The organism is Micromonospora haikouensis (assembly GCF_000876225.1).
Classification (GTDB): Bacteria; Actinomycetota; Actinomycetes; order Mycobacteriales; family Micromonosporaceae; genus Micromonospora; species Micromonospora haikouensis.
Window position 1 is genome coordinate 867,904 of sequence record NZ_JXSX01000003.1, and the last position, 19,015, is coordinate 886,918.

The 19,015-nt window shown below is 71.3% G+C and carries 13 protein-coding genes, 1 tRNA gene and 1 pseudogene; 8 read left to right on the forward strand and 7 right to left on the reverse strand.

From position 1 onward, the window contains the following. Positions 1 to 54 precede the first annotated feature (54 nt). Positions 55 to 282, reverse strand: a pseudogene (locus TK50_RS35135) (hypothetical protein); the annotation flags it as partial. A 181-nt stretch (positions 283 to 463) separates the two neighbouring features. On the opposite strand from TK50_RS35135, the gene TK50_RS25420 reads away from it, so the two are divergent. After that, a tRNA-Leu gene (locus TK50_RS25420) sits at positions 464 to 547 on the forward strand. Positions 548 to 1,038: 491 nt separating this feature from the next. Here TK50_RS25420 and TK50_RS25425 read toward each other — a convergent pair. Then, entirely contained in the window at positions 1,039 to 1,926 is an 888-nt protein-coding gene (locus tag TK50_RS25425) for a LysR family transcriptional regulator (RefSeq protein ID WP_043967749.1), read from the reverse strand. Between the two features lie 88 nt (positions 1,927 to 2,014). On the opposite strand from TK50_RS25425, the gene TK50_RS25430 reads away from it, so the two are divergent. After that, positions 2,015 to 2,740: an SDR family oxidoreductase gene (locus TK50_RS25430; protein WP_043967751.1), complete on the forward strand. Its 726-nt coding sequence runs from the start codon at positions 2,015 to 2,017 to the stop codon at positions 2,738 to 2,740. A gap of 166 nt (positions 2,741 to 2,906) precedes the next feature. Here the strand turns inward: TK50_RS25430 and TK50_RS25435 are convergent, their stop codons facing one another. Continuing rightward, positions 2,907 to 5,027, reverse strand: coding sequence for a ThuA domain-containing protein (locus TK50_RS25435; RefSeq protein WP_043967754.1), 2,121 nt, complete (start codon positions 5,025 to 5,027; stop codon positions 2,907 to 2,909). Between the two features lie 64 nt (positions 5,028 to 5,091). Next, positions 5,092 to 7,932 carry a PQQ-dependent sugar dehydrogenase gene (locus TK50_RS25440; protein ID WP_043967756.1) on the reverse strand — a complete coding sequence of 947 codons (2,841 nt, stop codon included), beginning with the start codon at positions 7,930 to 7,932 and terminating at the stop codon, positions 5,092 to 5,094. 85 nt (positions 7,933 to 8,017) lie between these two features. Here TK50_RS25440 and TK50_RS33850 point away from each other — a divergent pair, with 85 nt between their 5' ends. After that, a complete protein-coding gene (locus TK50_RS33850) occupies positions 8,018 to 8,317 on the forward strand; it encodes a hypothetical protein (protein ID WP_144420386.1) in 300 nt (99 codons plus the stop codon). Between the two features lie 123 nt (positions 8,318 to 8,440). Here the strand turns inward: TK50_RS33850 and TK50_RS25445 are convergent, their stop codons facing one another. Next, the gene (locus tag TK50_RS25445) at positions 8,441 to 9,421 is read right to left on the reverse strand and encodes a zinc-dependent alcohol dehydrogenase family protein (protein ID WP_043967758.1); all 981 of its coding nucleotides are present in this window, start codon (positions 9,419 to 9,421) and stop codon (positions 8,441 to 8,443) included. An 81-nt stretch (positions 9,422 to 9,502) separates the two neighbouring features. Here TK50_RS25445 and TK50_RS25450 point away from each other — a divergent pair, with 81 nt between their 5' ends. Continuing rightward, complete coding sequence (locus TK50_RS25450) at positions 9,503 to 9,862, forward strand: winged helix-turn-helix transcriptional regulator (RefSeq protein WP_043967759.1); 360 nt, start codon at positions 9,503 to 9,505, stop codon at positions 9,860 to 9,862. 170 nt (positions 9,863 to 10,032) lie between these two features. Here TK50_RS25450 and TK50_RS25455 read toward each other — a convergent pair whose 3' ends face one another. Both TK50_RS25455 and TK50_RS25460 read right to left on the reverse strand, forming a co-directional pair. Continuing rightward, on the reverse strand, positions 10,033 to 12,468 hold the full coding sequence (locus TK50_RS25455; RefSeq protein ID WP_082106580.1) for a M14 family metallopeptidase: 2,436 nt from the start codon (positions 12,466 to 12,468) through the stop codon (positions 10,033 to 10,035). Positions 12,469 to 12,850: 382 nt separating this feature from the next. After that, complete coding sequence (locus TK50_RS25460; RefSeq protein ID WP_141722336.1) at positions 12,851 to 14,083, reverse strand: PucR family transcriptional regulator; 1,233 nt, start codon at positions 14,081 to 14,083, stop codon at positions 12,851 to 12,853. A 221-nt stretch (positions 14,084 to 14,304) separates the two neighbouring features. Here TK50_RS25460 and TK50_RS25465 point away from each other — a divergent pair, with 221 nt between their 5' ends. The 4 genes from TK50_RS25465 to TK50_RS32355 all read left to right on the forward strand — a co-directional run bounded on the left by TK50_RS25465 (position 14,305) and on the right by TK50_RS32355 (position 18,631). Continuing rightward, on the forward strand, positions 14,305 to 15,222 hold the full coding sequence (locus TK50_RS25465) for a dihydrodipicolinate synthase family protein (RefSeq protein ID WP_043967762.1): 918 nt from the start codon (positions 14,305 to 14,307) through the stop codon (positions 15,220 to 15,222). Positions 15,223 to 15,477: 255 nt separating this feature from the next. Next, positions 15,478 to 17,523, forward strand: a complete 2,046-nt coding sequence (locus TK50_RS25475; protein ID WP_043967766.1) for a M6 family metalloprotease domain-containing protein — start codon at positions 15,478 to 15,480, stop codon at positions 17,521 to 17,523. Positions 17,524 to 17,600: 77 nt separating this feature from the next. Next, the gene (locus TK50_RS25480) at positions 17,601 to 18,053 is read left to right on the forward strand and encodes a hypothetical protein (RefSeq protein ID WP_043967768.1); all 453 of its coding nucleotides are present in this window, start codon (positions 17,601 to 17,603) and stop codon (positions 18,051 to 18,053) included. Further along, positions 18,050 to 18,631, forward strand: a complete 582-nt coding sequence (locus TK50_RS32355; protein ID WP_052503910.1) for a TlpA family protein disulfide reductase — start codon at positions 18,050 to 18,052, stop codon at positions 18,629 to 18,631. Before TK50_RS25480 ends, TK50_RS32355 begins: the two co-directional genes overlap by 4 nt. The last annotated feature ends 384 nt before the right edge of the window (positions 18,632 to 19,015 follow it).

Here is a 19,015-nt window from a genome sequence, read left to right on the forward strand (position 1 = left end):
GAGGGCCTCCTCCAGTACGCGTCGCGCGGCGGCCGGGTCGTCGGCCTCGCGATGCAGGCGGGCCAGCAGGTGGGCGGTGCCCAGGACCTCCGGATGGTCCTCGCCGAAGCTGGCCCTCAGCGGGTCGATCGCGTCGGCCAACAGCCGGCAGGCAGCCACGACGTCGCCGGCGGCGCGCAGCGCGAGCGCCCGGTGCTGGAGTGCGGCCAGGGGAGAGGGCTGTGACACGTCAGCCATGCTGCCCGGAGAGGGCGTCCCGACGCCACCCGCCGGGTCGGCCATGATCGTTCCAAGGCACCCTCAAGGCCGGCCGTCGCCGCCTCTGAGCTGGGCGGACGTCGCGGCCCGAGGGTGATGTGCATGATCCACGTGCGCCGTGTAAAGTAAGCCCCCGTGCGGCCCACCGGGGCGGCCAAAGGGTGGCGAAGTCACCTCTGGTCGACACGGTAGGCTGAGCGAGTAGGTCCGGGTGGCGGAATGGCAGACGCGCTAGCTTGAGGTGCTAGTGCCCGTATAGGGCGTGGGGGTTCAAGTCCCCCCTCGGACACCGGTATGTATCATCTGTGCACCGTATGACGTAGCGGTGGTTGAGTGTGCTTGACAACCGCAGAAGCTCGTACGATGCAGGCGGAATCGCTGCCCCTCGTGGCAGGCCTCCCGGAGCGAGAGCTGCGACAACACACGCCGGCTCGGCTGTCGTCCCCGCTGTGGCTCTGCCCGGTCAGCAGACCAGCGCACGTGGTGCTCCTGGGTCTCCTGCCACAGCGATGAGGCGACCTCCGTTACCGCTTCCAACCCTCGCAACTTCCGGATGAGGCCGTCCGACCCTGGGTTCAGCATGATCGCTGCGGAGGCGGAGCGACGACGGCCTGCTGGTCGGAGCCGCGTACGGAGGACCGTACCTGCCGGTACCTGGTGGTCGCGCTTGGACCAGGAGCCGCCATCGGAGATCCGCGACGTCGAGAAGCTCGCGGCGCTGGAGCGGATGGTGCACCCGGGCCGGAGAAAGTCCGGAACCGGCACCGAGTTACCTGGCGCTTACGCGGGCGTCGCGGCCAGGGCGAGGAACTCGGCGATCAAAGGGTTGGGGTCGGAGGCGCGGGTGACCAGGACGACCCGGGACGGGGCGATGTCCTTGATCGGCACCGTGGTGAGGTCGGGGCGCAGCGTCGGCCGGCGGTCGCTCTCAGCCAGCACAAGAACGGCCCTCCCCTCGGCGACCATGTCTAGCTTGTCCTGGAAGGACTCGTAGTCGAGGGGCGCGTCGATGACCGGTGCCTTGCCGGGGCGGGGTTCGAGTCGGTCGAAGTCGTTCCACGTTGTGACCGCAGACGGACAGCGTGGGAAGGCTTCATTGGCGAGATCATCCACCGTGACGGATTCCTTGCCGGCCAGCCGATGGCCGTGGTGCACGACCAGTACCCGGGGCTCGGCCCACAGGTCACGCAGGCGCAGTCGGTCGGTGGGGAAAGCCAGCGGGGCGCGAGTGACCAGGGCGTCCACCCGACGGTCGGTCAGGGCGCGGCCGTCAAGAAGGCCGATGTGCCGGGTGCGGATCCGGGCCGTCGGGTGTCGGTGACGGAGCCGGCGCACCGCCGACGTGATGACCAGATCACTGACGTAACCGATCATGATTTCGTACGGGGTGGTGGCCTCACGCGCCGCAACGGTGGCAGCCTGAGCGGCTTGCATCAGGGTCTGAGCCTGCGGCAGGAAGGCGTGACCGGCTGCGGTGAGCCGGCTGCCCTGCGGCGTCCGGTCGAACAGGCGCGTACCGAGGTGCTCCTCGAGGCGCTGGATCTGACGGCTCAGCGATGGCTGCGCGACGTGCAGCGCTGCGGCCGCTCGGCCGAAGTTCGCCTGCTCTGCGACAACCAAGAAGTAGCCGACGAGGCGAAGATCAAGATCGGAGCCGGGAACGAGCATTCTCGAAGCATACCCATGTTCGCAGTGCATAACGGGTTACCGGAATGGTATTGGACGGCCGGACCGGCCCCGGACTTCAATTAACGACATGGGGAACTTCGACGGAAAGCGTGCCCTCGTCACCGGCGGAACCAGCGGAATCGGCCTGTCGATCGCGCGCCTGCTGACAGCCGGGGGCGCAAGCGTGATGGTGACCGGACGGTCCGCCAACGCACAGATCGATGGTGTCATCGCTGTCCGCAGCGACGCCACCTCCCGGGCCGACATCGACGCCCTCGCCGAGCAGGTGAAGGACACCTTCGGCACGCTGGACGCGGTGTTCTTGAACGCGGGCGTCCCTGGCGATTCGACACCGTTCGAGGCGACGACCGAAGAAGACTTCGATGCTGTCTTCGCCGCCAACGTCAAGGGGCCGTTCTTCACCCTGCAGCGGCTAGTTGGGCTACTCGCGGAAGACTCCGGCGTGGTGCTAACCACCTCGGTCGCGAACGAGATCGGCATGCCGAACATGAGCGCCTATTCGGCCAGTAAGGCCGCTCTGCGCTCGATGGCCCGCACGCTGGGCCGCGAGCTGCTGCCACGCGGCGTGCGAGTGAACGCGGTGAGCCCGGGAACGATCGACACCGGAATCCTGCACCGGAACCTGCCCACCGAGGTCGCGGACGAGATGGTCGCCGGTTTCGCCGCGCAGAACCCGATGCTGCGCATGGGCCACCCAGACGAGGTCGCCCGCGCAGCCGTCTTCCTCGCCTTCGACGCGACCTACACCATCGGATTCGAGCTCACCGTGGACGGCGGCATCACCTTGCTGTGACCCGCTCCGCCTTCGGGCTCCTCCTGCTGCACAGGACATGTCGGAGCCTGCGGCGGACGGAGTGCGGGCGGAGCAAAGTGAGCGCGCGCAGAGCGTCGACGCGGGAGACCCGACATGCCCCCGCTGCCGGTCCGACAGCGGGGGCACGGGCTGCCCGCCTACCGGGTCACGGCAGGGTCCACTTCTGGTTGGCGGCGGAGAGGCAGGTCCACAGGTGGACGGGCTGGCCGTCGGTGGCGTTGTTGTCCGACACGTCGAGGCACTTGCCGGACTGTGGGTTGCGTAGGGTTCCGTCGGCCTGGGCGGACCAGTTCTGTGCGCCGCTGCCGTTGCAGGTCCAGAGTTGGATCTTCGTGCCGTCGGCGGAAGCCCCTCCGGAGACGTCCAGGCATTTGCCGAGTGCCTTGACGGTGCTGTTCGGGGTGACCGTCCAGGTTTGTGCGGCGGTGCCGTTGCAGGTGTAGATCTGGATCTGGGTGCCGTCGGTGGTGGCCGCGTTGCGTACGTACAGGCACTTGCCGCCGAGCCCGACGACCGGCCCGGTGCCCGGGGTGCCGGGGGTGCCGCCGCTCCGGACCAGGGTGAAGTCGTCCACGTCGAACAGGCCGGTCCCGGAGCCGGTGAAGGTCAGGTACACGGTCTGCGTACCGGCGGGCACCCCGGCCAGGGTGGTGCTGACGTCGGCGTACGTGGTCCAGCCTCCGGTGTTGGGCACCGCCACCTGGCCGAGCAGCGGGCCGGTGGCCGAGCCGGTCCGGATGCCGATGGTGCCGCCCGGACCACCGGAGACCACCCGGGCCCGCAACGAGGTGACCCCGGTCAGGTCGAGACCCGGGTACGCGGCCCAGTCGCCCGGGTCGACGTAGCCGAGGGTCTGTCCGCCGTTGGCCCCGGCCTTGGTGAACGCGCTGACCCCGTTGGCCGAGCTGAACGCCTCGGCCTGCACGGTGGTGTTGCCGCCCGGCGGCGGGGTGCCGCCCAGCTCCTTGATCCGGACGTTGCGGAACGACACGTCGTCGCCCGTACCGTGGTTCTGGAGCCCGACGTGGCCGGCGAGCGAGCGGGCCGGGTCGGTGTTGGTGAAGTCGTTGATCTTCCGCCCGTTGAGGAAGACCTGGAGGCGTTCCCCCTCGACCAGCAGCTCGTAGGTGTTCCACTCTCCCGGCGGGTTCAGGGCGGCGTCCCGGGCGGCCAGGTCGGCGGACTGGAAGGTGTAGACCGCGCCGGTGGTGCGGTCGGCCGCGTCGGTGGCGTCGATCTGGATCTCGTACCCGTTGTCCACCGCCGACCAGGGGTCGGTCGACGGCGGGAAGCCGATGAAGACGCCCGAGTTGTCGTCGCCCGACATCCGCCAGTCCAGCTTCAGGGAGTAGTTGGTGAACTGCTTGGCGCTGTACCAGTACAGGCCCATGCCGCCGACGGAGGTGAGGGTGGCGTCGGAGTTGCTGAAGCTGCCCGGACCGGCCTGAGACCAGCCGGTGGTGGACCCGTTGTAGAGGTTGCTGTAGCCGGTCTCCGGGCGGCAGTCGGCCTTCGCCCGACCCGCCGCGTACCGGATGCCGCCGAGCAGGTGGCTGCGGAACGCCGCCTCCGCGTACGACCCCTGGGTGTGCCCCAACCCGGTGTAGAACGACCGGCCGGAGCTGACGGTCTTGCACCAGGAGATCGGATGGTCACCGCCCATCGAACCGCCCGAGTACGACGACTCGTCCAGGGTGGCGAGGACTCGGGCGCCCGCGCGCGGGTTGGTCTGGTAGTTGTACCACTCGTCGGTGCGGGTCAAGGTCTGTGGCAGCTGACCGGTGGCCGGGTGCGCCCGGTTCTCGATGCGGACGTTCGCCTGCTGGATGGCCGGGTGCGAGGCGAAGTAGCCACCCACCAGGTTGCCGTAGTACGACCAGCCGTACTCGGTGTCGGCGGCGGCGTGGACGCCGACGTACCCGCCGCCGCCGTTGACGTACGACTCGAAGGCGGACTGCTGTGCGGCGTCCAGGACGTCTCCGGTGGTGTTGAGGAAGACCACCGCCTCGTACTGGGCCAGGTTCGCGGTGGTGAACCGGGACGCGTCCTCGGTCGCGGTCACGGTGAAACCGTTCGCCGCACCGAGCTCCCGGATCGCCTGGGTGCCGACGGCGATCGAGTCGTGCCGGAACCCGGCGGTCTTGGAGAACACCAGCACGTCGTACGGGGCGTCGGCCGCACTGGCCGGAGTCGCCGACGTCGTACCGGCGAGAACTGCGGCAACGGCGGTCACCGCGCCGAGGACGGGTCGAAGGAGTCTGCGCATGTCACTCTCCCGAACGGGGTGGAGGGTGGTGCCGGGGCGCCCCGCGGACGCCCCGGCAGGCGGGTTACGGCAGGGTCCACTTCTGGTTGGCCGCGGAGAGACAGGTCCACAGGTGGACGGGCTGGCCGTCGGTGGCGTTGTTGTCCGACACGTCCAGGCACTTGCCGGACTGTGGGTTGCGTAGTGTGCCGTCGGTCTGTGCCGACCAGTTCTGTGCGCCGCTGCCGTTGCAGGTCCAGAGTTGGATCTTCGTGCCGTCGGCGGAAGCCCCTCCGGAGACGTCGAGGCATTTGCCCAGCGCCTTGACCGTGCTGTTCGGGGTGACCGTCCAGGTCTGCGCGGCGGTGCCGTTGCAGGTGTAGATCTGGATCTGGGTGCCGTCGGTGGTGGCCGCGTTGCGTACGTCCAGGCACTTGCCGCCGAGCCCGACGATCGGCCCGGTGCCCGGGGTGGTGCCGCCGGTGACGAACGTGAACGTGTCGAGGTCGAACAGCGCCCCGGTGCCCCCGGCGAAGGTGAGGTAGAGCGTGCCGGTGCTGGCCGGCGCGCCGGAGACGGTGCCGGTGACGGTGGTGAAGGTCTCCCAGCCGCCGGTGACCGGGACGGTCGCCTGGCCCAGCACGGTGCCGGTGGGCGAACCCATCCGCACCTGGAGGGTGCCGCCGACGCCGTTGGAGGAGACCCGGGCGCTGAACGAGGTGACCTTGTCGAGTCGGTACGGCTCGAACGCGATCCAGTCGCCGTTGTCGATGCTGCCGACGGTCCGGCCGCCCTCGGCCGGGGCCTTGTCGTAGAGGGTCACCCCCGACGAGGTCTTCAGGTGCTCGGCCTGGCGCTTGCGCGGCTGGAGGGTGTGCTGCTTGTGGGTGGTCAGCCCACCGGCGTCGGTGTACTCGGCGTCGAAGATCGCGAAGATGTTCGCCGCGTCGTCGTGCTCGCCGTCGACCGGGATGGTGATCGAGCCGGAGCAGCCGTTCTTCGAGGTGATCTGGTGGCCGTGCTGGTCGTGGCCGAGCACGTAGGTCATCCTGACCTTGGCGCAGTCGATGGTGCCGTCCTCGGGGTCGGTGACGGTGATGCTGAAGGGCACCGCGTCGCCGTAGGAGAAGAGCGAGCCGTTCGCCGGGCCGGTGATGGTGACGGTCGGGGCGGTGTTGCCGACGCCGATCTGCACGCTGGCGGTGCCGGTCGCGCCCTGCGGGTCCCGGACGGTCAGGGTGACGTTGTAGGTGCCGTTGGCGGTGAACGTCTTGCTGGGGTTGGCCGCCGTGGAGGTGGTGCCGTCACCGAACGCCCACGAGTAGGTCAGCGCCCCGCCCTCCGGGTCCGACGACCCGGTCGACGAGAAGTTCACCGTCAGCGGGGCCGCCCCGGAGGTCCTGTCGGCGGCGGCGACGGCGGTCGGCGCGCGGTTGCCACCGGCGACGTAGTCGTACCGGTACAGCGCCGAGTTGGCGTCACCGTTGAAGTAGCCGGTGCCGTAGTCGAGGACGTACAGCGCGCCGTCCGGGCCGAACGCGGAGTCCATGACCTGCTTGCCGTTCCAGGGGAACGACGCGTCGATGGCGCCCCGGGAGCCGTCGGCGTTCACGTGGATGGGCTTGATCCAGCCCCGGCCCAGCTCGGCGGCGAAGAACTGGCCGTCGAAGGACTGCGGGAACTTCGTGGTGGACGGGTTCGACGCGCTGTAGCGGTAGACCGGGCCGGCCATCGGCGACTCGGAGCCGCCACCGAACTCCGGCGGGCTGCCGGCGTCACCGGCGTACCGGATCCAGGCCGGTTGCGCCCCGGGCAGGGTGGGCAGGCCGGTGTTGCGGAACGAGTTGTTGGTCGGCCCGCCGGTGCAGTCGTACTTGGCGCCCGCGGTGCCGGCGGCGAAGTCCCACTCCGCGTACGTCTCGGTGGCGGTGTTGGCACCGGTGCAGTACGGCCAGCCGTAGTTGCCCGGCCCGGTCACCCTGTTGAACTCGACCTGCCCACTGGGGCCGCGCGTGCTGGTGGTGCCGGCGTCCGGGCCGTAGTCGCCGACGTAGACGACGCCGGTGGCCTTGTCCACGCTCATCCGGAACGGGTTACGGAACCCCATCGCGTAGATCTCCGGACGGGTCCGCGCGGTGCCCGGGGCGAACATGTTCCCGGCCGGGATGGAGTAGCTCCCGTCCGCGTTCACCTTGATCCGCAGGATCTTGCCGCGCAGGTCGTTGCTGTTGGCCGCGCTGCGCTGCGCGTCGTACGCGGGGTTGCGGTTGGTCCGCTCGTCGATCGGCGCGTATCCGGCGGAGTCGAACGGGTTGCTGTCGTCGCCGGTCGACAGGTACAGGTTCCCGGCCGCGTCGAAGTCGATGTCCCCGCCGACGTGGCAGCAGATGCCCCGGTCGGCTGGCACGTCCAGGACGGTGACCTGGCTGGACGTGTTCAGCGTCCAGTCGGCGTTGAGGGTGAACCGGGACAGCCGGTTCACACCCTGCCAGGCGGAGAAGTCCGTGCCGGTGGCCGGGGCGTCCCCGGCGGGGGTGGACAGCGGCGGGGCGTGGTACAGGTAGACGTGCCGGTTGGTGGTGAAGTTCGGGTCCACCCCGACGCCCTGCAGGCCCTCCTCGTCGTGGGTGTAGACGGGGATCGTGCCGACCACGGTGGTGGTGCCGGCCGCGTCGGTACGACGCAGCGTGCCGTTGCGCGCGGTGTGCAACACCGACCGGTCGGGCAGCACCGCGATGGTCATGGGCTCGCCGACCTCGGCTACCCCCTTGGCCAGGGTGACCTGCTGGAAGTCGGTGGGGGTGATGGTGTGGGCCTGGGCGGGGGCCGGGCTGCCGAGGGCGACCAGCCCGGCGGCGGCCACCAGTAGTAGTGCGGAGCTGACCGACGTTGTTCGCCGGCCGAGCGCGCCGTCGTGGTTGGACACTGTCCGTCCGTCCCTTCCTGACGTTCGAATGCCAGGGCGGGGCGCGCGCCGTCGCGCCGGAAGCCGTAGCGGGGGAGGGGGGTCGATGGATCACCGCGCCGCCGGTTCACCTCGCCGAAACACTTTCGTGATGCCGAAGACATTAAGCTGCTTCGATCCCGCTGTCCATACCTTCTGCCCAACCGCGGCGAACTTTCGCTTGAACCACGAAAAGTCCCCGGGTCTGCCCGGCGGTGCCGGCGCGGTGTACGAGCAGCCCGAAGACCTGTTCGACGCCGTGCCGTCGAGGTGGCTGATCGTCGCGGTGGCGGACTCGCGGGCAGCGGTGATGCGCTGCCGCAGCGGCGCCAGCGCGGCCGGAGGCTGGCCGGTCACGGGGGCCTGACAGCGTTCACTGAACCTGGTACGCGCCCGGCTTTCCCTGCCCTTCCACCAGCCGCCGAACCACCTCGGCGGGCACCGTCGCCCTCCAGGGCTGGGCCTCGCCGACCCGTTGCCTTGCCGACGACTACGGCGTCACCACGATCTTGCCCGCCGCCGTTCCCTTCTCCAGGTACCGGTGAGCCTCGATGATGTCGCCCAACGAGAACACCCGGTCCACCGCCGGCTGCAGCACGCCGGTGCGGACACCGGCGGTCAGGAACGCGGCGACGCGCCGGGCCGTCACCGGATCGACCATGTCCGCGGAACTCATGTAGCGGTAGACGGTTAGCGACGGATTCGCCGGGAACGACGCCGGCCGTGGGTCCAGCCAGCCCACCGTGGCCAGGGTGCCGCCGAGCTTCGCGGCCAGCGACAGTTCCGCCAGGCCCGGGCCCATGACGGCGTCCAGGATGATGTCGGCGCCCACCCCGCCGGTGTGCCGCCGGGTGGCCTCCGCGACGTCCTCCCGGTCGGTGGCGATCACTACGGCGGCTCCGGCGGCCAACAGGCTCTCCACCTTGGCGCTGTGTCGGGTGACCGCGATCGGTACGGCGCCGATCTGGTTGGCGATCTGGATCGCGGCCCGCCCGACGCCGCCCGACGCCGCAGTGATCAGGATCTGGTCCCCGGGCCGCATCCCGGCCCTCTCCACCAGCGCACCGTAGGCGGTGAAGTACGACACCCAGAGCGCCGCCGCACCGACGGGCTCCAGCCCGGCGGGCCGTCGCACCACCCGGTCGGCCGACAGCGTGGTGTACTCGGCGTAGGAGCCCCTGGTCTCGAAGTCGGGTATCGCCCCCAGGATGACCGGGTCGCCGACGGCCAGCCCGGTCACCCCGGACCCGAGCGCGTCGATCACACCGGTCCCCTCGACGCCCAGCCGGGCGTGCGGCAACTGCACGGGCCGCGGGGACTGCCCGCCCCGGACCATCTGGTCGAGCGGGTTGACGGCGAAGGCCTCGATCCGGACGCGTACCTCACCGGCAGCAGGCTCGACGACCGGCTCATCGACGACGCGCAGAACGTCCGGACCGCCTGTCTCGTCGAACACGACTACTCGTGGCATGGTTGGCTCCTGGTGCTCCTGAAGGGCTTCACCGGGAAACGCTACGGAGCCGATAGGAACCTGCTGGTAACTTTTGGCCTTGTGGACAGCGCTCCCGGCCAGGTCTTCCTCGCCGACTGCCCCACCCGCCTGGCCGTCGAGATCATCGCCGAGAAGTGGGCGGTGATCGTGCTGTTCGCGCTCAGCCGGCAACCCCGGCGGCCCGGCGAACTGGCCGACCTCATCGGCGGCATCTCCCACAAGGTCCTCACCCAGACCCTGCGCCGCCTACAGGCGTACGGCCTGGTCGAACGCCACGCCTACGCCGAGGCGCCCCCGCGCGTCGAGTACAGCCTCACCTCACTCGGACAGACCCTGGTCGAGCCGATCAAAGTGCTGACCGACTGGGCCCGGGAGAACGGCGAAGCCATCGTCGACTTTCAGGAACAGAACGAGCGCTGAACCAACCAGCCCCACCGAAGACGTCGAAGATCCCGCCGTTCGACCCGGACACCTGGGGCGGTCCGGTGGACGCGGTGGTGACGGGGTTCTACCGCTGGCGTGCCACGGCCTGAGCGGGGTCGACCAGCGGGGGTCCGGCGGCGCGGACCCCCGCTGGCGCGCTGGGGACCTCAGCCGGTGGGCAGCGTCGCCCAGCCCCGGTTGAAGGTCTTGCTGTCCTCGTCCGGTCGGTAGTTACGTTCGATGTTGCCGGCCGCGTCCACCGAGAACCAGTGGATCTTGGTGCCGGTCGGGACGGTCAGCGTCTCGGCCCCTTCCCGGATGCCCGCCGAGGCGTACAGGGTGGACTCGAACGTCGGCCGGCTGCCGTCGAGGGTGTAGAACACCGCCGCCGGCTCGCTGACGTCGAACCGGACGCTGACCGCGCCCTCGGTGGCGCTCGGCGTGACCGACAGGGTGCTGGTCGGGCGCTTCTTGTCCTTGTCGTAGTCCCGGGCCACCCGCAGCAGCTCGACCAGGCCGTTGCTGAACTCCATGGTCTCCTGGTGCGCCTCCTCCCAGGTGGGCTGGAAGCTGGTGCCGACCTCGAAGTTCCAGGCGTAGATGCCGTACTTGTACCAGAGCATGTCGCCGGAGTTGCCGGCCGCCGAGTACAGCACGTCGGAGATCGGGCCGGTCCGGGCCGGGGTGACCGCCATGTTGCGGTGCCGCTTGATCGCGGTGAGGATGCGCGACGACGCGCCCCAGAAGAACGACTCCTCGGCCAGCGTCGGCCGGGGCGCGGAGATCCGGCCCGGGGTGGCGTACGCGCCCGGCGACCACATGAAGTAGTTGCCGGAGGAGTGCAGGTTCATCGAGAACTTCATGTTCGGCCGCTGGGCCAGCCAGTCGACGTTGCGGTTCTCCGGCTCGGACAGCTCGCTCGGCCCGGCGTAGGTGTCGCTGGTGCAGCTCGCCGACGCCCCCGAGTAGCCGTCGAAGAGGCTGTACTCGGTGTAGTTGCGGTTGTTGTCCACGCCCCACGAGTTACGGGCCAGCGCGTCGGTGGCACCGCCCGGCGCACAGTGGTTGGTCATGTTGCGGCGCTGGGAGGCGTAGTCGTAGAACGAGTAGTGCCCGCCGTCCGGGTTGATCGACGGGACGATCCAGATGTCCAGGGTGCGCAGCAGCTGCTTGGTGTTCTCGTCGGTGGCGTGGTTGCGCAGCAGTCGCTCGGCGGTCTCGATGGTCACCAGCGGCGGCACCCACTCCCGCGCGTGTTCCTGCGCGTACGCGAGCACCCCGGTGCGGGAGCCGTCGCGGTACTTGCCGATCCGGATGGCGTACACCGGGTGCGGGTCGCGGGAGACCCCGGCCGGCGCCTTCAGGTTGTCCGACAGCGGCGTCGGCGCGACCGGCGCGACCACCCCGGCGCCGGCGTCCCCCCGATAGGTGTACGCCGTGACCAGCGCACCCGCCTCGGCCGTCAGCGCTGCGGCGACCTGGGCGGCGGTGCTGGTCACCGCCCCGGCGGCGTCGGTGGCCAGGCTGACCCGGATGGCCTTGCCGGTCACCGTGACCGACAGCGGCTGGTCGGCCGCGCCCGGGGCGGCCAGCTCGACGGTGATGTCGTTGCCGCCCTCGTGCCCCCAGGCGAGCGAGTCCACCGCGACCCGGGTGGCGGTGGTCCCACCGAGCACGACCTGCGCCTTACGCCGGTACCCGTTGGTCTGGTAGGGCAGCTTCACCACCTCGGCGAGCTGCGGGTAGGCGTCGGCCAGCCGCTTGATCCGGTCGTACAGCTCGGTCGGGGTGAGGTAGCTGGTGACGAAGTCCTTCTGGTAGCCGGGTCCCTCCGGGCTGTCGGCCGGGATCGGCAGCCACTCCTTGACCTCGGCGACCGCCACGTCGCCGGAGGGGCTGGTGATCTGGATGCGCTCCGGCCGGGCGGTGACGGCGGCGGCGCCCCGGTGGTAGAGGTAGACCCCGGCGTCGACGAACCGGGAGATGTTCTGGGTGCCACCGGAGCCGATCTCGGTGCCGGGGCCGCTGTCCCGGGCCACGGTCAGCGTGCTGGTGGAGGTCTGCCCCTGGGCCCACTTCGCCTCGACCGAGAGCACCTGGTTGGTGCCGGAGGTGTAGTAGTCGGCCCGGATGATCTTCACGTCGGAGGTGGCGGCGCTGCGCTCCAGGGTCGCCGTGTACGCCCGGTTCTCGGCCTGATGGGCGGCGATCGTGGCGTCCCGCTCGCTGATCCGCTGCGCGGAGTCGTCGGCGTCGTGCAGCACGGCGCCGACCCGGTAGCCCATCCGCTTCAGCCCGGCGACCTCGGTCGGGGTGACCACGGCGTGCACCACGATGCCCGCCTCGGTGGGAGTGACGTGGTGGTCGAGGTCGACGCCGGTGGCGACCAGCGCGTCGAGTTGGGCGGTGCCGTCGACCGTCACCTCCACCACGTCGGCCTGCTCGTCGGCGGAACGTTCGAGCGCGACCGGGGCGTCGGCCTCCCGGTCGGGCGGGGCGGCGGTGCCGGCGGTCGCCGGGCCGGCGAGCAGCAGCAACGCCACGCCGGCAGCCGTGGCGGCGGGTAGCCGCCGCCAGCGGCGGGGGAACGCGGAACGGGACATCTCGGGCCACCTTTCCTGGGGGTGCGAGACCGGCCGACGGCGCGCGGCAGCGCCCGCCGTCGGGCGGGTGTGCGAAACGGGGAGGTCGGACGCCGACAGTCGGGCGACGGTGGGCGACCGAACACGACGTCCACTCCGCCGACGACGGGGGACACGGGGGGTGTCCTCCGGACGCGCGGAGGCGACGGACCGGCGCCGATCCGGTCTGCGTGACGGGCGGGGGGCGTGCCTGGTTACGGTAGGTCGTGGGGGCGTTGCCGATCGGTGCGCCCATCCTGGCCGTGCCCGCTCGGATCTGTCAATGATCTGTCCGGCCGGACACGGACTGTCACAGCGCGGCGGCGCGGGTGTCCTCTCCGGACGGCCGGTCCGGCGGCGACGGTCAGGACGCCGACCGGTAGTGGCCGGCGAGCCGACCGAGCTTCATCGCCAGGTGCAGGCACAACCGTTCGTTGCCGTCCTTGAGGTCGGTGTCGGCGAGCTGCTCGACCCGTTGCAGCCGGTAGTAGAGGGTGGTCCGGTGCAGCCGCAGCTTCTCGGCGGTCGCGTGGGCGTTGCCGGCCAGGTCAAGGTACGCCTCCAGGGTCTCCAGCAGCACCTGGTGGGCGTCGTCGTGCAGTAGCCGCTCCAACCCGGGGTGCACCCCGGCGATGTCGAGGTGCCGGCCGTCGAGCTGGGACAGCACCCGGTAGATGCCCAGGCCGGCCCAGGAGACGACCCGGCCGAGCGCCGGCAGCTGCACCCCGACCCGGGCCGCCTGCACCGCCTCCCGGTAGGACTGCACCGCGTCGGCCAGCCCCGGGCGGGACTGGCCGATCCCGGTCACCGTCCGTTCCACCGAGGACAGCCCCCGGGTCGCCTGGCCCAGCGCCTCGTCGAGATGCTCGGCGGCGGCCTCCAGGGTGGGCTGGCCGGCGATCCGGCCGCCACAGATCAGCAGCACCCCGTGGTCGGGCCAGACCATGTGCAGCGACTCCCGCACGCCGAGCCACCGCCGGGTCGCCACCAGCGCCTGCTCCAGCGCGATCCGGGCCACCTCGTCGGGGTGCCGCCCGGCGGCGGGGACGAGCTGGACCACCACGGCGGTGGTGGGGCCGTCACCGGCGACCGTGCCCTCCTCCAGCAGCGCCCGGACGGCGTGCGCGCGGGCCTGCGGGCTCTCCACCAGCAGCGTCCGGGTGGCCTCCGACTCCCGCTGCGAGGCCAGCTCGCCGAGCAGGTTCTCCCGGTAGAGGGCCAGCGACAGGTCGGTGAAGGCGCTGGTCGCGGTGGCGATGTCGGCGTCGGTCATCGATCCGTCGTCGTCGATGAACCAGACGAACCCGAGCAGCAGGTCGTCGTGCCAGATCGGCACGCAGACCCGGGGGAGCAGGTCGAGGTCGACGTCGGCCGGGGTGCGCACCGGCTCACGGGCGGTGAGCACGCCCATCCGGCGGAACCAGGCGATCACCTCGGGGGTGGTCTGCCGGCGCAGGATCGACATCCGGCGCACCTCGTCCATCGGCCCGTCGTGTTCGCTGTAGACGACCACCCGCTGCCGCCGGTCCTCGATGAGGGCGGGACGCCCCACCCGGGCGGCGACGGCATCGACTATGCGTTGAAGCTCACCGTGCATGGATCTCCCCTGGTTGGCTGCGCGGCAGGGGTGCGACAGCCGGTGCCCTACCATCTGCGGCCGGTGGCCCCGGGCGCAAGGTCCACCGGGGATCTACCGACAAAAGGACGGCCCCCATGGCGACTGTTCCGGCAATTGTCCGAAGCGCCGCCGTGATCGCCGATCGTAGGGTTCCGGTGCGGTGGGCAGCGGGCCACCGGCGCGCAGGAGGGAACGCCCGAGTGACAGCTGGTAGGCCCTGGCGGGGGGTGCTGGTCGCCATCACCACACCGTTCCGCGACGACCTCGGCGTCGACTTCGACCGGCTCCAGGAGCACGTGCGCTGGCTGGCCGAGGCGGGGTGTCACGGGGTGACCCCGTGCGCGTCGGTGGGGGAGTACCGGGCGCTGTCCGACGACGAGCGGGCCGACGTGGTGCGGGCGACGGTGCAGGCCGCGCCGCCCGGCTGCGCGGTGCTGCCCGGCGTCGGCGGGTACGGCAGCCGGCAGTCCCGCCGCTGGGCGGAGCAGGCCGCCGCCGCCGGGGCGCACGGGGTGCTCGCCCCACCCCCGGACGGCTACCCCGCCGGCGACGCCGACGTGGTCGCCCACTACCGGGAGGTGACCGCCGTCGGCCTGCCGGTGGTGGCCCACAACGACCCGTACGACACCCGGGTGGACCTCACCCCGGAGCTGCTCGCCCGGGTCGCGGAGACCGACGGGATCGTCGCGGTCGAGGAGTTCTCCGGTGACGTCCGACGGGTGCACCGGATCAGGGACCTCTGCCCGCACGTGGACGTGCTGGCCGGCGCGGACGACGTGCTGCTGGAACTCGTGTTGTGCGGGGCCCGGGGCTGGGTCGCCGGCCTGTCCAACGCGCTGCCCCGGCAGGCCCTGCGCCTCTACGACCTCTGTGCCGCCGGTGACCTGGCCCGCGCGTTGCCGCTCTACGCCGAGCTGCACCCGGCGTTCGGCTGGGGCTCCCGGCCGGAGGCGGTGCAGGCGATCAAGCTGGCGATGGACTGTGCCGGGCGGTTCGGTGGACGGTGCCGCCCGCCGCGCGGCCCGCTGCCGCCGCCGGTCGCCGACCGGCTGCGCCGGGACCTGGTCCGGGCCCTGTCGGTCACCGTCGACCCGGTTGCCGACGGCCGTCCCCGCTGAGCCGTCCGGGCTGCTCCGGGCGGTGCCGGGGCGGGCCGGGCCGGTCGGTCCGGGCCGGGGCCCGGCCGGTCACGACCGGCTGCCGGTCCTTCAGGTGTCGGAAGCCGCCGGTTCACCTGCCGACATCTGCACGGTGACCGGCCCCGGCCCGGCCTCCTAGATTCGCTGCGCGGCCCGGTGCACGGCTGTCCCGGCAGTCACCCCTCGGGACACCGGTCACCGGCGGCCGCGTCCCTCCCGACGAGAGGTGAACCCGTGCACCGTGCTCCCCGCAACATCCCCCGACTGCGGCGTCGCGTGCTGGCCGCGGTCCTGGCCGGCACGCTCGTGGCGACCGCCTCGACGCAGGCCGCCGCGGCCCCGGCCAACCCGGCCGGCGGCACCGCGCCGTTCCAGGTCCTCGACCCGCAGGCGTGGCAGAACCCCGACACCATGACCTGGGACGACTACCAGGCGGTTCCCGGCAAGAACTGGGCCGATCCGAGCGTGCGGGGCTCGATCCGCAACTTCAAGATCGCCCTGGTCGCGCTCGACTATCCCGACCAGACGTTCGCGGTTTCCCAGCGGGCCCGCTCGACGGTCTTCGGCAACCCCCAGTCGGTCGCGGCCAACATCCCCCGCGCCGACGTGCCGAAGTTCTACCAGGACTTCCTCAACACCCCGAACACCCTGAACAAGGGGCACACCCTGCACGAGTACTGGATGCAGGACTCCAACGGGCGCTACGGCGTGGACCTGGCCGGGTTCGGGCCTTACCAGATGCCGGCGAAGTCCTACCAGTACGGGCTGGACAACAGCTTCAACCCCGGCGCCTGCCCGAGCGGGGACACCTGCAACAAGAACATCCGTACCGACGGGCTGGGCGCCTGGCGGGCCGCGGTCGGTGACGCGGTCGCCGACCAGTACGAGCTGGTCTTCATCCTCAGCGCCGGGCAGGACGAGTCGTCCACCTGGCAGGAGTTCGGGCAGATGATCTTCCAGAACAAGGAGGACGTGCCGGATTCCTGGGGCCCGCCGGACCCGAACCTGCCGAACTGGGCCAAGACCCGCTACGTGGAGTGGACCTCCTGGAAGGCGGCGGCGACGTTGTGGCCCAACGCCGGTTCCGGCTCCTCCACCCAGGGGGAGAGCTCCGGCATGGGGGTGTACGCCCACGAGCTGACCCACCTGCTCGGCATCGGCGACAACTACAACAACCCGTACGGCGAGCCGCTACGCAGGGCGTACACCGGCATCTGGAGCATGATGTCGCGCGGTTCGTTCAACGGACCCGGCGGCCCGCACACCCGCTGGCAGATCCCGCCGACCAACGGCGGTTCGATGGGGTCGCTGCACACGGTGCGGGACAAGCTCAAGATCGGCCTGCTCGGTGAGGAGCACGTGCTGCGGCTGTCCCGGGAGGCGCTGGCCTCCTCGGGCCTGGTTGTCGCCCAGGTGACCGCCCGTGCGGTCGACGCCGGCCCGAAGGGGCTGACCGGGGTGAACATCGCACTGAACAAGGACCTCTCGCCGGCCTGCACGGTCGCCACGAACCCGCTGTGCGACGGCGGGAACTTCAACAACTACACGGTCGAGGTCGTCGACCGGATGGGCGCGGACTCGTTCACCCCGGACCGGGGCGTGCTGCTGAGCAAGACCAAGAACGCCGACAGCGCGCCGTTCCAGTGGGTGGTGGACGCCAACCCGCAGGACATCGACATGATCGATTTCTACCGGCCGGACGGCACCCCGCAGAAGATCACCATGGGTGACTACCGGCAGCTCTCCGACGCGCTGTTCCACGCCGGGGCGGACACCGGCAGCCAGTACGAGTACGTCGACGAGGCCAACCGGCTGCACTTCTACATCATCGACCTCAAGCGGGACGCGGCCGGCTCGCTGTCGTACACGGTGGCGGTGCGGTCGCTGGACGGCACCGGGGGGCCGAGCAGCCACGGCGTGACCCTGGGCAAGGGCGAGGTGACCAGCACCGGCAAGCCCACCAACCGGGGCGTGACCTGCTCGTTCGAGCTGACCAACAGCGGCGTCTACTCCGCCGGTGGGCAGCAGCACCCGGAGAACGCGACCGCGTACCTGAAGTCGGACGTCTACCGGCTCTCGGCGGAGGTGGCCGGCAAGGGCTGGCGGACCTGGCTGCCCAACCCGCTGGCCACCGCCCAGTTCGGCAAGTCCACCACCGTCCGGGTTTCGGTGGGGGCCACCGCCGCCGCGGCGGACACCGGCTTCGTCAAGCTCACCGCGACCTCGGAGAGCGACCCGTCGAAGACGGTGACCAAGCAGTGCCGGGTGGAGAAGTCCTGACCGGAATCGACCGACGCCGTGGGTCCGTGGTGGCGCAGGCCGCCACGGACCCACGGCACGGGTGGGGAGGAGACCACGTGCGGCTGACCACGAGCGCCCGCAGCGGCGTCGGCGCGCTGGCGGTCCTGCTGCTGGCCGGCGCCGCCGGCTGCGGCGGCCCCGACGCCGAACCGGAGGCGGTCACCCCGACCACCGTCCGGGTGCTGGTCCGCGACATCAACATCCGGGCCGAGGGCGTGGACTGCGCCGGCACCGGCCCGTACCTGTACTTCCACCACCGGGCGCCGTTCCGGGTGCTCGACCCCGACGGGGCGGCCCTGGTCACCGGGAAGCTGCCGGCGGGCACGGCGGTGGCCGCCTTCGCCGAGGACCTCGGGGTGGAGCGGGTGCCGACCTACTGCGAGTTCGCGGTGCCGGTGCAGGTGCCGCAGCGGGCCGGGTACCGGCTGGAGGTGGCCGGTCGGCCGGCGCTCGACCTGACCCCGGACACCAGCGAGGGCCCCGCGCTGGTGGCGGTGGTGCCGGCGTGAGGCGGCGGCTGCTCGCGCCGCTGCTGGCGGTGCTGGTGCTGGCCGGCTGCACCGCCCGGCCGGCCGCCGAGCCCGCACCGGCGCTCGCCGGCGGCGCGTCGACGTTGCCCGGCCCGGTCCCCGCCGACCTGGCGTTGCGCCCGGCGCCCGGCACCGCGCCGGCCGCCCCCGCGTTCACCGGTGGGCTGACCGACGGCACCCCGCTCACCGCCGCCCGGCTCTGGGCCGACCGGCCCGTGGTGTTCACCTTCTTCAGCTCCTGGTGCACCACCTGCGTCGACCGGCAGGACGCGCTGAGCGACCTCGCCCGCCGCTACCGGGACCGGGTGGTCTTCGTCGGGGTGGCGGGCGCCGACCAGGCCGACGAGTTGCAGGACTACCTGCGTGCGCACCGGGTGGAGTATCCCGTCGTCGTGGACGAGCAGCAGACGATCTGGCGGTCGTACGCGGTGCGGGAGCCGCCGGCCGTCGTGCTGGTCGCCAAGGGCGGCGCGTTGCTGCGCGGGTGGCCCGGCGGGCTGGACGCGGCGGCGCTGGAGCAGCGGCTCGGGGAACTGGTGCTGGCCGGCTCCGGGTAGCCGCCCCGGGTGATGACGGCCGGCCCCCGCCGGCCCGTGCGGGCGCGGCGTCGAACCGACGGGAGGTCGACGCCGCGCCCTGCGGCGTGCCCGTGTCCTCGGACCCCCGTCACGGCCGGTGTTCGCGCTGGTGGGGGTCGGTGGATCGACGGGGGAGGCCGGTGCGGGCGACCGTCCGGCCGCTCCCCGCCGACCATCGGCAACTTTTGTTCACACGAACAAAAGTTTCTCCGTTCGAGGTCTATCTTTAGCCGCCGGCCACGGTTAGTGTCCGGTTCACGGACGTAACACGGTTGACATCACCCCTTGATCGACCAGCCATCTACCGGGCCATGCGTATTCGGCGGCGCAGGTCCTTCGACCCTCCTAGCAGGACTTCGCACG